Origin of the sequence: Actinosynnema sp. NPDC020468, assembly GCF_040642015.1 — a bacterium.
Taxonomy (GTDB): domain Bacteria; phylum Actinomycetota; class Actinomycetes; order Mycobacteriales; family Pseudonocardiaceae; genus Actinosynnema.
In genome coordinates, this window is record NZ_JBFAEO010000038.1 from 41,135 (window position 1) to 54,856 (window position 13,722).

Here is a 13,722-nt window from a genome sequence, read left to right on the forward strand (position 1 = left end):
CCGCTCGACCCGTCGGCGGCGCTCCGGTCTGCTCGGCCCGCGCTGCGCGTCTCCCGTCGGCGGCCGGGCCGCAGCTCACCGGGCTGACCTGAGCCGGTCGGGCACGCCCAGCGGGCCCGAGCGGGCCGGTCGTCCCCCGACCGGTCCGCTCGACCCGTCGGCGGCGCTCCGGTCTGCTCGGCCCGCGCTGCGCGTCTCCCGCCTCCCGTCGGCGGACGGGCCGCAGCTCACCGGGCGGTCGCGGCGGGTCCTCGGCGGTGGGTTCAGTCGGCGGCCGCGACCAGTGCGTCCACCAGCACGCCGGCCTGCTCGCCCAGCGGGCCGGGAAGGCGCGCCAGCACCACGCGGCGGGTTTCCTTCGGGCCGTCGGTCACGGTCAGCGGCACCACGCCGGGCGGCAGCGCGCCGGTCAGGGACGCCGGCACCGTCGTCAGGCCCGCGCCCGCGGCGACCAGGTTCAGCTTCGCGAGCCAGTCCCGGGCGGTGTGCGCGACGTGCGGCCGCTCGTCCAACCCGGGCCACCAGCCGAGCAGGCGTTCGTCGGCCGTCGACCGGCTCGCGATCCACGCCCGACCGCGCAGTTCGGCCACCATGACCGAGCCGGCGGCGGCCAGCGGGTCGGACCGCGCCACCGCCACCCGCAGCGGCCGTTCGGCGAGCGTGCGCACCCGCAGCGGCGGCGACTCGGCGTCGAACGGGCGGAACGGCGGTGCGGAGGCCAGCACGGCGAGGTCGAGCGTGCCCGCGCGCACCGCGCGGACGAGCGCGGGCGTCGACCCCTCGCGGGTGGTGACGGTGATCGCCGGGTGCGACCGGCGCACCGCGGCCACCGCGCGGGGCACCAGCACCGCGCCGGCACTGGTGAACCACCCCAGCCGCACCGTTCCGGCGTCGGCGGGCAACCCCGCCAGTTCCCGCGCGCCGGCGTCGAGCTGGTCCAGCACCGCCACCGCCCGGCGCAGCACCACCTGCCCGGCCGCGGTGGGCGACACCCCGTCGTGCCGGCGCTCGAGCAGCACCGCGCCCGCGGCCCGCTCGAGCGTCGCCACCTGCCGCGACACGGCGGACTGCGTGTAGCCGAGCGCGGAGGCGGCGGCGGTGAGCGTGCCGCGCTCGACCACCTCGCGGAACACCCTCAGCACGGTGGGGGACACGTCGGACAGCGCCATGACCGTCAGGAGTACCAGTTCCGGGCACCGACCGCGCGACGTGGGCGGTCATGCGAACTACGCATGGCCGGGGTGCGCGATCGGCGCTAGGCGCAGGACCCGGCGGTTCCTACGGTGGTCCCATGTCACGAATCGCGGTGGTCACCGGTGCCAATCAGGGGTTGGGGTTCGCGTTGGTCGCGGACCTCGCGGAACGGTTCGGGAACGAGGACCTGGTGCTGCTCACCGGTCGGGACCGTGGTCGGGTGGAGGAGGCGGTGTCCCGGGTCGGTGGACGGGCCGGAGTGGAGGGACGGGTGCTCGACGTGACCGACGCCGCCGCGGTCGCGGAGCTGGCGCGGGAGCTGGGCCCGGTCGACGTGGTGCTCTCGAACGCGGTGGCGCCGTTGTCGCCGGACCGGTCGCAGGCGGCCCAGGCGGAGGAGTTCGCGGCGGTCGCCAACGGCGGCGCCCACGCGGTGCTGCGGGAGTTCGGGCCCGGGCTGCGCGCCGGCGGTCGGTTGGTCGTGGTGGCCAGTGGGTTGGGCACGCTGGGCAACCTCGATCCCGCGCTGTGGCCGCTGTTCGACGGGCGGAGCCTGGACGAGGTCGAGCGGGTGGTGGGGGACTGGGTGGCGGCGGCGCGCGCCGGCCGCGCCGAGGAGCGCGGGTGGCCGCGGTGGGTCAACGTGCCGTCGAAGGTCGCCCAGGTGGCCGCGGTGCGGGCGGTCGCGGCGACCAGGAGGGACGCGGACCTGTCGGCCGGCACGCTGGTGGCGGCGGTGTGCCCGGGGTTGGTCGACACCCGGGCGTCGCGGCCGTGGTTCGACGACTTCAGCGGTGCGCTCACGCCCGCGCGGGCCGCCGCCGCGGTGCTGGACTTCGTGCTCGGACCGGTGGACCCGGCGACCCACGGCGAACTGGTCCGGTACGGCCGGGTGCTGCCCTGGCACGGCGGAACGCCGCACCAGGGCGCCGACCTCATCCCGTGAACGTCTCCACCAGGCACGTGCAGTTGCCGTAGGCGACGAGCTTGCCCGCCGCGTTGTGCACCTTCGCCTCGGCGGTCGCGGTGCGGCGGCCCACGTGGATCGCGGTGGCCTCGCAGGTCAGCTCACCCTCGTCCAGCCGCACCGGGCGGACGAAGTTCACCTTCAGCTCCAACGTGGTGTAGATCGTCGCGTCCGGCAGCCGGGTGAAGACCGCGCTGCCCAGGGCTGTGTCGATCAACGTGCTCAACACGCCGCCGTGCACGGTCAGCATCGCGTTGGCCTGCACGGCGTTCGGCTTCAACGTGTACACCGCGCGGCCCTCGCCCAGCTCCGCGCACTGCACGCCGAGCGAGTGGCCGACGCCGATCCCCTCGGTGAGTCCCTTGGTGAGCAACGAGGTCAGCTCGGCGATCCGGTCGGCAGTGGTCACGATCGTCCCTTCGGCGTGAAGCGGACCGGCAGCGAGGCCAGGCCGCGCATGGAGATGCTGGAGCGGTACTCGGGCGCGTCGGTGAGCACCTCGAAGTCCGGCGCGCGTTCGAACAGCCGGCGGAAGAAGATCGCGCTCTCCACCCGTGCCATCGGCGCGCCGAGGCAGAAGTGCGGACCGTGGCTGAACGCGAGCTGCCGCGGCCCGTCCGAGGCGAACCGCCGCACGTCGAGCCGCTCGGGCGCGTCGAACGCCGCCGGGTCCCGGTTCGCCGAACCCAGCAGCAGCACCACGCCGCTGCCGCGCGGCAGCGACACCCCGCCCAGCTCCACGTCGGTGAGCGCGACCCGGGTGGGGAACGGCACGGGCGTGTCGAACCGCAGGAACTCCTCGACCGCCACGGTCGCGAGCGCCGGGTCCGCGGCCAGCACCGCGCGCTGGTCCGGGTGCCGGTGCAGCGCGTAGACCCCGCTCGCGATCAGGTTCATGGTGGTCTCGTGCCCGGCGATGAGCAGCAGCACGCCGATGTCCGCGATCTCCTTGACCGACAACCGGTCGCCGCCGTCCTCGACCGTCACGAGCCTGCTCAGCAGGTCGTCCTGCGGATCGGTGCGCCGCCACGCGATCAGCTCGGCGAAGTACTCGGCGAAGTTGCCGACGGCGACCTGCCGCGCGGCCTTCTCCTCCTCGCTCAGCACCGCGTCCGGGTCGAGGCCGCGGCTGATCGCGCCGGTCCAGCGGCCGAACAGCTCCTGGTCGGACTCCGGCACGCCCAGCAGCCGGCAGATCGTGATCAGCGGCACCGGGTAGGCCAGCGCGCGCACCAGGTCCACCTCGCCCGCCTCGATCGCGGCGTCGAGCAGCTCGTCCACCAGCGCGGTGATCCGCGGCCGCAACGCCTCGACCGCGCGCAGGGTGAACGCCTTGGTCACGAGCGAGCGCATCCGGCCGTGGTCCGGCGGGTCCATCAGCAGGAACGAGCCGGGCAGCGACCGCGGGTCGACACCGGGCCGGAACGGGTTGATGCCCGCGTAGTAGCCGTGGCCCCACGCCGGGTCGGCCAGCACGGCCGAGCAGTCCGCGTACCGGGGCACCAGGTTGATGCCGAAACCGGTGGGGTGCAGCGGACCCGACTCGCGCAGGGTCCGGTAGAGGTCGAACGGGTTGGCCCGCAACGACGGGTCGAAGACGTTGGTCACGCGAACCTCACCGGGAGGGCGGACAAGCCGCGGACGATCAGGTTGGCCTTGTACTGCGGCTCGTCGGTCAGCGGTTCCATCACGGTCACCCGGCGGACCAGCTCGGCCAGCAGCACCTCCATCTCCAGCAACGCGAGCGGAGCGCCGAGGCAGTAGTGGATGCCCAGGCTGAACGCCAGGTGCCGGGCGGCCGGGTCGCGCCGGTCGTGGTACCGCGTCACGTCCAGCCGGTCCGGGTCGGGGAACACCTCGGGGTCGCGGTTGCCGGAGTTCACCAGCACCACCACGCCGTCGCCCTCGGCGAAGTCGTGCCCCGCCACCGTCATCGGCTTCTTGGCCGACCGGGTGGTCATCTGCACCGGCGGGTCGAAGCGCAGCAGTTCGTTCACCGCGCTCGGCACGTACTCCGGGTGCGCGCGCAGCAGTTCCCACTGGTCGGCGTTGCGCATCAACGCGAGCAGCCCGTTCGCGACCAGGTTCACCGTGGTCTCGTGCCCGGCCACCAACGTCGTCACGCACGTGGTCAGCAGCTCGGTCTCGGTCAGCACGTCACCCCGGTCCTCGACCGCGGCCAGCGCGCTGAGCAGGTCGTCGCGCGGCTCGGCCCGGCGGGCGTCGATCAGCGCGCGGAAGTAGCGCATGAACTCGCGCGCGGCGGTGCTGCGGGCCTCGTGCGTCTCCGGCGTCATCAGCACGTCCGGGTCGAACCCGCGCGCCAGGTCCTGCGACCACGTCTGCACGGCCTTGTGGTCCGCCGCCGGCACGCCGATCAGCTCGCAGACGATGGTCAGCGGCAGCGGGTAGGCGATCAGCTCCACCAGGTCGAACTCGCCCGCGGCCAGCGCCCGGTCGACCAGCTCGGTCACCAGCGCCTCGATCCGGGGCCGCAGCTCGGCCACCGTGCGCGGGGTGAACGCCTTGGACACCAGGCCGCGCAACCGGGTGTGGTCCGGCGGGTCCATCCACAGGAACGACGTCGGCATCTCCTCGGCGGCCCGCTCCGGGTCCACGCTCGGGTGCAGCTGGCCCGCCTCGTCGGCGTGGCTCCAGTCGTTGCCCTGCAACACGGTCGCGCAGTCGGCGTACCGGGTGATCAGGTGCAGGCCGATCGGGGTCCGGTGCACGGGCCCGGCCTCGCGCAGGGTCCGCGCGGGCGTGTAGGGGTCGGCGCGCCGGACGAACAGGTCCGCCATCGCCTGGGTCACTGCGTCCACTGTGGATCCTCCGTGGTCGGGGCCGCCCCACACTGTCCGGTGCACGGGTGACGACGGCCTGAACGAGCCCTGAATCCCGGGGTTCGTGACGAGATCCCAATGGACCGATAGGCGTGGCCCCGCGTTCGTTGTCCCGATCACCGGGGCGGGAGAAGGTCCTCCCCGACAGGGGGTGGTCCTCAATGACCGGTTCCGCGGTCGTCCTCGGCGCGAGCATCGCGGGTCTGCTGGCCGCGCGCGTCCTCTCCGGCCACTACCGCGTCACGATCGTCGAGCGCGACGACGTGACGGGCGCCGACCAGCGGCGCGGCGTGCCGCAGGCCAGGCACCTGCACGGCCTGATGGAGCGCGGCAGGCAAATCCTCGAGGAGTTGCACCCCGGCATCACCGCGCAGCTGGCGGCCGAGGGCGCGCCGACCACGGAGGTGCTGCGCGAGTCGCGCTGGTACCTGTCCGGGCTGCGGATGCACCCGACCGACACCGGCCTGATCACGCTGCTGGCGAGCAGACCGATGCTGGAGGACGGCCTCCGGCGGCGCACGCTCGCGCTGGAGAACGTGACCCTGGTGCGGCACAACGCGACCGGCCTCGTCGGCGACGAGAACGGCGACGTGGTGGGCGTTCGGTGCGACGACGGCCGGTCGCTCGCCGCCGACCTGGTGGTGGACGCGACCGGGCGCGGCTCGCGGGCGTCGGACTGGCTGGTCGACCTCGGCCACCACCGGCCCGCCGAGCAGCGCGTGGACGTCGACCTCGGCTACGCGTCCCGGTTCTACCGGCGGCGGCCCGACCACCTCGACGGCGACCGCGGCGTCGTGGTGTCCACCATGCCCGGATTCCGCGGCGGCGGCGCGATCGTGCTGGAGGGCGAGCGCTGGCACGTGACGCTCGCCGGCATGCTCGGCGACCACCCGCCCGCCGACCACGAGGGCTTCACCGCGTTCGCCGCCACGCTGCCGGTGCCCGACGTGCACCGCATCGTCGCCGACGCCGAACCGCTCGGCGACGCCGTGCCGCACCGCTTCCGCGGCTCGCTGCGCCGGCGCCACGACCTGGTTCCCGCGTCGCCGAACGGTTTCCTGGTGGTGGGCGACGCGCTGTGCAGCTTCAACCCGCTCTACGCGCAGGGCATGACCGTCGCGGGCCAGCAGGCGCTGGTGCTGCGCGACCTGCTCGCCGAGGGAAGGCTGACGCCGCAACGGTTCTACCGCCGGTCGGCGCGGGCGGTCGACACCGCGTGGCGGATGTCCACCGGCGCGGACCTGCGCGACGAGCGGGTCGAGGGACCGCGCCCGCTGCGCACCCGGCTCACCAACGCCTACGTGGGCCGCGTGCACGTGGCCGCCCACCGCGATCCCGAGGTGGCCCGCGTGCTGATGCGGACCGCGAACCTCACCATCCCCCCGACCGCGCTGCTCGCCCCGCCGGTGCTGCTGCGGGTGTTGCGCCGCGGATCCGCTTCCCCAGGAGGTGTCGGCGTTGTCGACGGTGCATGAGCGGTTCGACGCCGCGGCGTCCCGCTACCCGGACCAGACCATCGCGTTCCCCGGCGAGGACGAGCGGCTGACCTACCGCGAGCTCGCCGAGACCTCCCGCCGGATGGCGGGCGCGCTGCACGACGCGGGCGCCCGGGATGTCGTGGGTGTGCTGTGCCCCAACAACACCGCGTTCCTGCAAGGGGTTCTCGCCGCGAGCAGGCTCGGCGCGGCGGCCTGCCCGTTGCCGCTGCCGATGGGCCTGCGCGACCTGGAGGGTTACGTCCGGCGCACTCGGAAGATCATCGCCACGGCGGGCCTGACGCACCTGGTCACGGTGCCGAGGATGAAGCCGATCACCGAGCACCTCGACGTGACGGCGCACGAGGCGGAAACGCTGGTGCTGGGCGAGGACCGGGAGTTCCCGGCGGTGCCGATCGACGCCACGGCCGTGCTCCAGTTCACCTCCGGCAGCACGTCGGACCCCAAGGGCGTGGTGCTGACCCACCGCAACGTGCTGTCCTGCGCCGAGTCCATCACCAAGGCGATCGCGATCAAGCCCGAGGACGGCTGGGGCAGCTGGCTCCCGCTGTTCCACGACATGGGCCTGTTCGGCACCCTCACCGGCCTGTTCAACGGCATCCCGCTCACCCTGTGGTCGCCCGCGGACTTCGTGAAGAGCCCCGGCGCGTGGCTGCGCCAGTTCGCCGCCGTCAAGGCGACCATCTGCGCGATGCCGAACTTCGGCTACGACTACCTCACCACCACCGTGTCCACCGAAACCCTCGCCGAACTCGACCTGGCGCACTGGCGGGTCGCGTTCAACGGCGCCGAGTCCATCGGCGTCCGGTCGCTGGAGGCGTTCCTGGAGCACTACTCGCTCGCCGGGTTCCGCCCGGAGGCGATGACGCCCGCGTACGGCATGGCCGAGGCGACCCTGGTCGTCACGCTGCCGCCGCTGGACCGGCCGCCGGTGGTCGAGTGGTGCGACCGGGTGGCGCTGACGGAGAAGGGCGTCGCGCTGCCGGTGCCCGCCGACCACCCGGACGCGCGCGGCCTGGTCGGACTCGGCCTGGCGGTGCCCGGCATGGCGTGCCGGATCGGCGACGGGCTGCCCGACGGCACGGTCGGCGAGGTCCAGGTCCGCGGCGGCGCGGTGACCGGCGGCTACCTCGGCGGCGGCTCCGACCCGTTCACCGCCGACGGCTGGCTGCGCACCGGCGACCTCGGCTACCTGCGCGAGGGCGAGCTGTACTTCACCGGCCGCAGCAAGGAGATGATCACCCTCCGCGGCGTCAACGTGTACCCGCTCGACGTGGAGGCGGTGGCCCGCGAGGTCGCCGGCGTCCACCAGCAGCGGTGCGTGGCGTTCGCGCTGCTCGACGACGGTGTCGAGAAGATCGTGCTGTGCGCGGAGACCCGACTGTCCGATGAGGACGAACGGGCCGCGCTGCGCAAGGCGATCGCGGTGCGGTGCGCGGTCGACCTCGGGCTGCCCGAGGTCGACGTGCGACTGGTCAAACCCCGCACGATCCCCCGCACCACCAGCGGGAAACTGCAACGACTCGGCATGCGCGACCTGATGAAGGCGGAGGCAACCCGATGACCGTCGACCTGCCCGGGATGGCACAGATGCACTCCCTGGACGTGTTCCGGCACTACGACCGCACCCACTGGCGGCTGGCCGAGCTCCAGCTGGACGCGGTGGACCTGACCAAGGTCAAGCCGGAGTACGTGACCCTGGTCAAGAGCGCGGTGATGGGCGAGTCCAACGTCATCGCCGCCGTGCACGGCTTCATGAACGAGTTCCTGGACGACTACGACTTCTCCGCGTTCGCGGTGATCTGGGGTTACCAGGAGGTGCAGCACCACTACGCGTTCACCTCGTGGCTCCAGGCCGTCGGCGAGGAGGTCGACAACCGCGCGGTGGCCGCGATGCGCGCGCCCTACGACCCGGGCTCGACGCCGTCCGCGACGCTCGCCACCAACATCATCTCCGAGCTGACCGTGAACCACGTATACCGCGCGGTGTCGCAGTGGGTCGAGGAGCCGGTGCTCAAGCAGCTGCTGCTCCAGGCCAGCCGGGACGAGGCCGGGCACGCCCGCGAGTTCCGGCACTTCGCCGCCAAGCGGCTGGAGCGGCACCCCGAGGAGATCCCGTCGGTGCTGGAGACGCTGTACTTCTACACCTCCGACGACCGCATCAAGCACCCCGTCGGCGTGTTCAAGTCCGGCCTCGCCGAGCTGGAGACCACCGAGACCATCGACACCGGCTTCGAGATGTTCCTCGACACGGTCGCCGACGCCGGTTCGCTCGAGGAGCTCCAGGGCAAGATCCGCCGCACGTTCGGCTCGCTGACCGGCTACGACCTCTCGTCCAACAAGGCGGTCCGCCGGGCGCTCGCCACCTCGCTGGGATGACCGCGCTCCTGCCCTGGGCCGGGATCGACCACCACTGCTTCGGCTGCTCGCCGCGCAACCCGCGCGGGTTGGCGCTGGAGTTCGAGCACGAGGGCGACGACCTGTCCGCGTCGTTCCTGCTGGACCACCACTACGAGTCCTACCCCGGCGTGGTGCACGGCGGCATCCTCGCGCTGGTCTGCGACGAGACGATGGGCAACCTCGTCGTGCTGCGCCTGGGCGTGCCGGCGCTCACCACGTCGATGCGGATGCGCTACGTGGGCGTGGTGACCGTCGGCGGTCGCTACCGCTGCGTCGCCCGGGCCACCACCCCGCCCACCGGACTGATCACCTCCACCGCGGAAGTGCTCGACGAGCACGGCGCCGTCATGGCGACCGCGACCGCCTCCTACCAACGCCAGGGAGAACCCGATGTCCGCTGAGACCACCACCGCAGATCTGGCCACCGAGATCACCACCATCGTCGCCGCCGAGCTGGGCGTGACGCCGGCCGCGCTGACCCCGGACACCGACCTGCGCTCGATCGAGGGCGCGGACTCCATCAAGGTGCTGCGGATGATCGCGAAGATCGAGCAGCGGTTCGACGTCGAGCTGGAGGACGAGGACATCTTCGGCGTCAACACGGTGTCCGAGGTCGTCGCGGTGGTCGAGAAGGCCCGCGCATGACCGCGACCGCGATTCCGGCAACCAACCAGCACTACGACCAGGACCCGGACGTCTTCGCGCGATTCCTGGACCCGCTGCGCAAGTACTCGTCCGGGCTGTTCGAGTCGCCCGACGACACGCTGGAGCAGGCGCAGCGCAACAAACTCGCGTTCGTGGCGCGGGAACTCGACCTGAGCGGCGGCGAGCGGGTGCTCGACGTGGGTTGCGGCTGGGGCGCGCTGATCACGTTCATGGCCGCCGAGTACGGCTGCCGCACGGTCGGCATCAGCCCGGCCGCCCGCCAGCACGACTACATCGCCAAGCGGGTCGAGGAACTGGGCCTGGGCGAACTGGTGCGCACCGAGGTGGCGTCGTTCGAGACCTACCAGCCCGACGAGGGCGGGTACGACGCGGTCACGCTGCTCGGCTCCATCGTGCACATGGCCAACCCGCGCGCGGTGTTCACCAAGGCGCGCAAGGCGCTGCGCCGCGGCGGCCGGCTGTACGTGTCGGAGAGCTGCTTCCGCAACCAGGCGCTGCGCGAGTCGTTCGACACCCGGCCGGGCACGGAGTTCGTGCGCAGCAGCATCTTCGGCTCGGGCGACCTGCGCCCGCTGTCCGAGCTCGTGGAGGCCGCCGAGGACGCGGGCTTCTCCATCAAGGCCGTGCACGACCTCACCGACCACTACAAGCGCACCATCGAGCACTGGAGCGAGAACCTGCGCGCCGTGCACGAGCCGCTCAACGAGCTGTCCACCGGTCTCGGCGACCAGCTCCTGCACTACCTGGACATCGCCAACGCCGGCTGGGGTTACACCACCAAGCACTACGCGCTGGTGTGCGCGAACTCCCGCTGAGAGGAGCACGGTCATGACCGCCAACCGGGCAGCGGGCCTGCTGCCGACCGACGACATGGCGTCGGTGGTGACGAACTACCTCGCCGGCGCCGCGCAGGCCCGCACGTGGCACGTGGAGAAGGCCATGGAGTGGGACCTCGCGGACGCCGCGCGGCTGACCGACGGCCAGCGGTCCGCGGTGGAGTTCATCACCATCATCGAGGACCACCTGCCCGGCTACTTCTCGCTCTACCACGAGAACTTCCCTGTCGACGGCTCGGTCGAGCCCTCGGTGTACGAGCACAACCGGGAGCTGTACCACTTCACCGTGCGCTGGGCGTCCGAAGAGGACACCCACGCACGCGCGCTCACCCGCTACCAGACCGCGTCCGGGCTGACCGACGAGCAGACCCTGCGCGGTCTGCTCGTCGCGCCCGGCCAGGGCCGGTTCGAGCTGCCCTTCACCCACCCGGTGCAGTACTTCGCCTACGCGCTGGTGCAGGAGAAGGCCACCCAGATCTACTACCAGCAGCTGCGCGCGGTGGTGGACGAGCCGGTGCTCAAGGAGGTGCTGACCCGGCTGTCGCGCGACGAGGCGCGGCACTTCACGTTCATGGCGGACGTGGTGGCCCGGTACCTCCAGGTGTACGGCGACGAGGTGGTGGGTCCCATCCGGGAAACCGTCGCCGACTTCCGGATGCCGCTGTCCGGCGTGATCCGGGGTTACTGGCGCTGGGCGCTGAAAATCGCCGACACCGCCCGCTACGACCACACCGACGCGTACGAGCACCTGATCAAGGTGGTCAACCGCGCGGTGGACGCGCCGAGCGAGCGGGTGTCGGAGCTGATCTCGTTCGTCGACTCCTGCCGGACCATCGAGGTGGCCAGGTGAACCTGGAAGAAGCCGTCGTCGGGGTGTTCAACCCCTTGCGGCGCGACGATCCCTACCCGAGCTACGCCGCGTTGCGCGCGGCCGGGCCGTTCGTGCCCGGACCGATGGGCATCACGCTGGTGCCGGGCTACGCCGAGTGCGACGCGATCCTCCAGAACCCGCAGTGGTCGCACGCCGAGGAGTCCGAGCTGCTGCACCCGGACAGCGACGTCGAGCTGCCCGGGTCGTTCCTGTGGATGGAGCCGCCGGACCACACCCGGCTGCGCGGCCTGGTGTCCAAGGCGTTCACCGCGCGCACCATCGAGGGCACCCGGTCGCGGGCCGTCGAGCTGGTGGACTCCCTGGTGGACAAGGCGTTGGCCGCCGGCGAGGTGAACCTGGTCGACGCGCTGGCCTACCCGGTGCCGCTGACCCTGGTGTGCGAGCTGCTGGGCGTGCCCGCCGCGGACCACGAGCTGATCCGGGAGATCTCCGGCGCCATCGCGCGCGGTCTCGACCCGGACGCCCTGCTGTCGCAGGAGGAGAAGGACGCGCGCACCGAGGCCGTGCACCGGTTCACGGAGTACTTCGGCGCGCTGACCGCGCGACGGCGGACCGAGCCGCGCGACGACCTGGTCAGCGCGCTGGCCCAGGTGCACGCGTCGGGCGACCGGCTCACCGACACCGAGCTGATCGGCACGCTGCTGATCCTCGTGGTGGCGGGCCACGAGACCACGGTCAACCTGATCGCCAACGGTGTGCTCGCGTTGCTGCGCAACCCCTCGGTGTTCGCCGAGCTGCGGGCGAACCCGGAGCTCGCCGCGTCCGCCGCGGACGAGTTCCTCCGCTACGACGCGCCGGTGCACCTGACCACCCGCACCGCGCGGGCCGAGATCACCGTGTCCGGGCGGACGTTCCAGCCCGGCGAGGCGGTGCTGCTGCTGTTCGGCTCGGCCAACCGCGACCCGCGCGCGTTCGCGCACCCCGACCGCCTGGTGCTCGACCGGTACGGGGTGGGCGAGCGGGTCAACCGGCACCTGTCGTTCGGGCTGGGGCTGCACTACTGCCTGGGCGCGCCGCTGGCCCGGTTGGAGATGGAGGTCGTGCTGCGGGCGCTGGCCACGCGCACGACGTCGGTGGAACTGCTGTCCGAGCCGCCGTACCTGCCGAACCTGGTGGTGCGCGGGATGTCCGAGCTGAAGGTGAGGCTGTCGTGACCGTGTCGGACCCCGTGCTCTCCGTGTTCGACGCGTGGGAGCCCGAGCACCACGCCGACCCGTACCCGGTGTACCGGCGGATGCGCGACCAGGGCGGGCTCGTGCCGTTCCTGCTGGACGACGTGCCGGTGACGCTGGTGACCCGGTACGAGGAGTGCGCCGCCGTGCTGACCGGCTCGGACTGGGGCCACGGCTACTCGGCGGGCATCAGCCCGTTCCGCGACCCGAGCGCGGCCATCCCCGGCTCGTTCGTCCGGATGGACCCGCCCGACCACGGCCGGCTGAGGTCGTTGGTGAACAAGGCCTTCACACCGCGCATGGTGGCCAGGTTCCTGCCGGTGGTGCAGGAGCGGGTCGACCTGCTGGTCGACGCGGCGGTGGAGCGCGGTCGCGCCGAGGTGCTGGCCGACTTCGCCGTGCCGCTGGCCGTCGCGATGGTGCCGGGCGCGCTGCTCGGCGCGCCCGAGTCCGACGGCCCCGACCTGCGCCGCTGGCAGTTGGCCATCGCGCGCGGCTCGGACCCGGACCACCTGCTGCCGGCGGACGCCATCGCGGCCCGCGGCACGGCGGCCCAGGAGTGCATGGCCTACCTGCACGCGCTGATCGAGCGCCGGCGCACGTCGCGCACCGACGACCTGCTGTCGATGCTGCTGCACGTGGAGGACCAGGGCGACGTGCTCAAGCAGCACGAGGTCCTGGGCATCAGCCTGCTGACCCTGGTGGCGGGCATGGAGACCACCATCAACCTCATCGGCAACGGCCTGCACGCGCTGCTGCGGCACCCGGACCAGCTGGCCCTGCTGCGCGCCGACCCGTCGCTGGTCCCGTCGGCGATCGACGAGATGCTCCGCTACGACGCGCCGACCCAGTTCACCATCCGGGTCGCGCTGGCCGAGACGAAGGTGGGCGACCGGACGTTCCGGCGCGGCGACGGCGTCGTGGTGCTGACCGCGTCGGCGAGCCGCGACGAGCGCGCGTTCGACCGGGCCGACGAGTTCGACGTGACCCGCTACGCCGGCAACCGCCCGGCCCGCCGCCACCTGGGCTTCAGCCTCGGCCTGCACTACTGCGTGGGCGCGCCGCTGGCCCGCATCGAGGCGGAAACCCTGCTGTCCCGGCTCATCCGGCACGACCTGACCCTGACCGACACCGTGCCGACCTACCAGCCGAGCCTCATCCACCGGGGTCTGGTGGAGCTGCCGATCACCATCGCGTGACCGCGCCGCCGGAAGCTTCCGGTCCGGCGACCGGGTGACCCGTCGGTGGATTCCACA

14 protein-coding genes are annotated in these 13,722 nt (G+C 72.6%); 10 read left to right on the forward strand and 4 right to left on the reverse strand.

What is annotated here, in order from left to right:
• Positions 1-263: 263 nt before the first annotated feature.
• The gene (locus AB0G50_RS25140) at positions 264-1,169 is read right to left on the reverse strand and encodes a LysR family transcriptional regulator (RefSeq protein WP_360112811.1); all 906 of its coding nucleotides are present in this window, start codon (positions 1,167-1,169) and stop codon (positions 264-266) included.
• Positions 1,170-1,291: 122 nt separating this feature from the next.
• On the opposite strand from AB0G50_RS25140, the gene AB0G50_RS25145 reads away from it, so the two are divergent.
• On the forward strand, positions 1,292-2,140 hold the full coding sequence (locus AB0G50_RS25145; RefSeq protein ID WP_360112813.1) for an SDR family NAD(P)-dependent oxidoreductase: 849 nt from the start codon (positions 1,292-1,294) through the stop codon (positions 2,138-2,140).
• On the opposite strand, the gene AB0G50_RS25150 is transcribed toward AB0G50_RS25145, so the two are convergent.
• Genes AB0G50_RS25150 through AB0G50_RS25160 form a run of 3 tightly spaced genes read right to left on the reverse strand, consistent with a single transcriptional unit; the run spans position 2,130 to position 4,983 of the window.
• A complete protein-coding gene (locus AB0G50_RS25150) occupies positions 2,130-2,570 on the reverse strand; it encodes a PaaI family thioesterase (RefSeq protein ID WP_360112815.1) in 441 nt (146 codons plus the stop codon). The genes AB0G50_RS25145 and AB0G50_RS25150 overlap by 11 nt on opposite strands.
• Positions 2,567-3,769, reverse strand: coding sequence for a cytochrome P450 (locus tag AB0G50_RS25155; RefSeq protein WP_360112817.1), 1,203 nt, complete (start codon positions 3,767-3,769; stop codon positions 2,567-2,569). The genes AB0G50_RS25150 and AB0G50_RS25155 overlap by 4 nt, the downstream gene beginning before the upstream one ends.
• Entirely contained in the window at positions 3,766-4,983 is a 1,218-nt protein-coding gene (locus AB0G50_RS25160) for a cytochrome P450 (RefSeq protein WP_360112819.1), read from the reverse strand. Before AB0G50_RS25160 ends, AB0G50_RS25155 begins: the two co-directional genes overlap by 4 nt.
• A 182-nt stretch (positions 4,984-5,165) precedes the next feature.
• Here AB0G50_RS25160 and AB0G50_RS25165 point away from each other — a divergent pair, with 182 nt between their 5' ends.
• The 9 genes from AB0G50_RS25165 to AB0G50_RS25205 are packed head-to-tail and all read left to right on the forward strand — an operon-like array spanning position 5,166 to position 13,665.
• The gene (locus tag AB0G50_RS25165; protein ID WP_360112821.1) at positions 5,166-6,479 is read left to right on the forward strand and encodes an FAD-dependent oxidoreductase; all 1,314 of its coding nucleotides are present in this window, start codon (positions 5,166-5,168) and stop codon (positions 6,477-6,479) included.
• Entirely contained in the window at positions 6,472-8,064 is a 1,593-nt protein-coding gene (locus tag AB0G50_RS25170) for an AMP-binding protein (protein ID WP_360112885.1), read from the forward strand. Before AB0G50_RS25165 ends, AB0G50_RS25170 begins: the two co-directional genes overlap by 8 nt.
• Positions 8,061-8,879, forward strand: a complete 819-nt coding sequence (locus tag AB0G50_RS25175; protein WP_360112823.1) for a ferritin-like domain-containing protein — start codon at positions 8,061-8,063, stop codon at positions 8,877-8,879. Before AB0G50_RS25170 ends, AB0G50_RS25175 begins: the two co-directional genes overlap by 4 nt.
• Positions 8,876-9,301 (forward strand): PaaI family thioesterase, encoded by a 426-nt coding sequence (locus AB0G50_RS25180; RefSeq protein WP_360112825.1) that lies wholly within the window; start codon positions 8,876-8,878, stop codon positions 9,299-9,301. The genes AB0G50_RS25175 and AB0G50_RS25180 overlap by 4 nt, the downstream gene beginning before the upstream one ends.
• Positions 9,291-9,545: an acyl carrier protein gene (locus AB0G50_RS25185; RefSeq protein WP_360112827.1), complete on the forward strand. Its 255-nt coding sequence runs from the start codon at positions 9,291-9,293 to the stop codon at positions 9,543-9,545. The genes AB0G50_RS25180 and AB0G50_RS25185 overlap by 11 nt, the downstream gene beginning before the upstream one ends.
• Positions 9,542-10,381: a class I SAM-dependent methyltransferase gene (locus AB0G50_RS25190; protein ID WP_360112829.1), complete on the forward strand. Its 840-nt coding sequence runs from the start codon at positions 9,542-9,544 to the stop codon at positions 10,379-10,381. The genes AB0G50_RS25185 and AB0G50_RS25190 overlap by 4 nt, the downstream gene beginning before the upstream one ends.
• Before the next feature lie 13 nt (positions 10,382-10,394).
• Positions 10,395-11,252, forward strand: coding sequence for an acyl-ACP desaturase (locus tag AB0G50_RS25195; RefSeq protein ID WP_360112831.1), 858 nt, complete (start codon positions 10,395-10,397; stop codon positions 11,250-11,252).
• Positions 11,249-12,448 carry a cytochrome P450 gene (locus AB0G50_RS25200; RefSeq protein ID WP_360112833.1) on the forward strand — a complete coding sequence of 400 codons (1,200 nt, stop codon included), beginning with the start codon at positions 11,249-11,251 and terminating at the stop codon, positions 12,446-12,448. Before AB0G50_RS25195 ends, AB0G50_RS25200 begins: the two co-directional genes overlap by 4 nt.
• A complete protein-coding gene (locus AB0G50_RS25205; RefSeq protein WP_360112835.1) occupies positions 12,445-13,665 on the forward strand; it encodes a cytochrome P450 in 1,221 nt (406 codons plus the stop codon). The genes AB0G50_RS25200 and AB0G50_RS25205 overlap by 4 nt, the downstream gene beginning before the upstream one ends.
• The last annotated feature ends 57 nt before the right edge of the window (positions 13,666-13,722 follow it).

Excerpts from the sequence above, each read along its gene's own strand:
- AB0G50_RS25180 (WP_360112825.1), top strand. The coding sequence starts at position 8,876 with ATGACCGCGCTCCTGCCCTGGGCCGGGATCGACCACCACTGCTTCGGC.
- AB0G50_RS25165 (WP_360112821.1), top strand. The coding sequence starts at position 5,166 with ATGACCGGTTCCGCGGTCGTCCTCGGCGCGAGCATCGCGGGTCTGCTG.
- AB0G50_RS25175 (WP_360112823.1), top strand. The coding sequence starts at position 8,061 with ATGACCGTCGACCTGCCCGGGATGGCACAGATGCACTCCCTGGACGTG.
- AB0G50_RS25195 (WP_360112831.1), top strand. The coding sequence starts at position 10,395 with ATGACCGCCAACCGGGCAGCGGGCCTGCTGCCGACCGACGACATGGCG.
- AB0G50_RS25190 (WP_360112829.1), top strand. The coding sequence starts at position 9,542 with ATGACCGCGACCGCGATTCCGGCAACCAACCAGCACTACGACCAGGAC.
- AB0G50_RS25185 (WP_360112827.1), top strand. The coding sequence starts at position 9,291 with ATGTCCGCTGAGACCACCACCGCAGATCTGGCCACCGAGATCACCACC.
- AB0G50_RS25140 (WP_360112811.1), bottom strand. The coding sequence starts at position 1,169 with ATGGCGCTGTCCGACGTGTCCCCCACCGTGCTGAGGGTGTTCCGCGAG.
- AB0G50_RS25145 (WP_360112813.1), top strand. The coding sequence starts at position 1,292 with ATGTCACGAATCGCGGTGGTCACCGGTGCCAATCAGGGGTTGGGGTTC.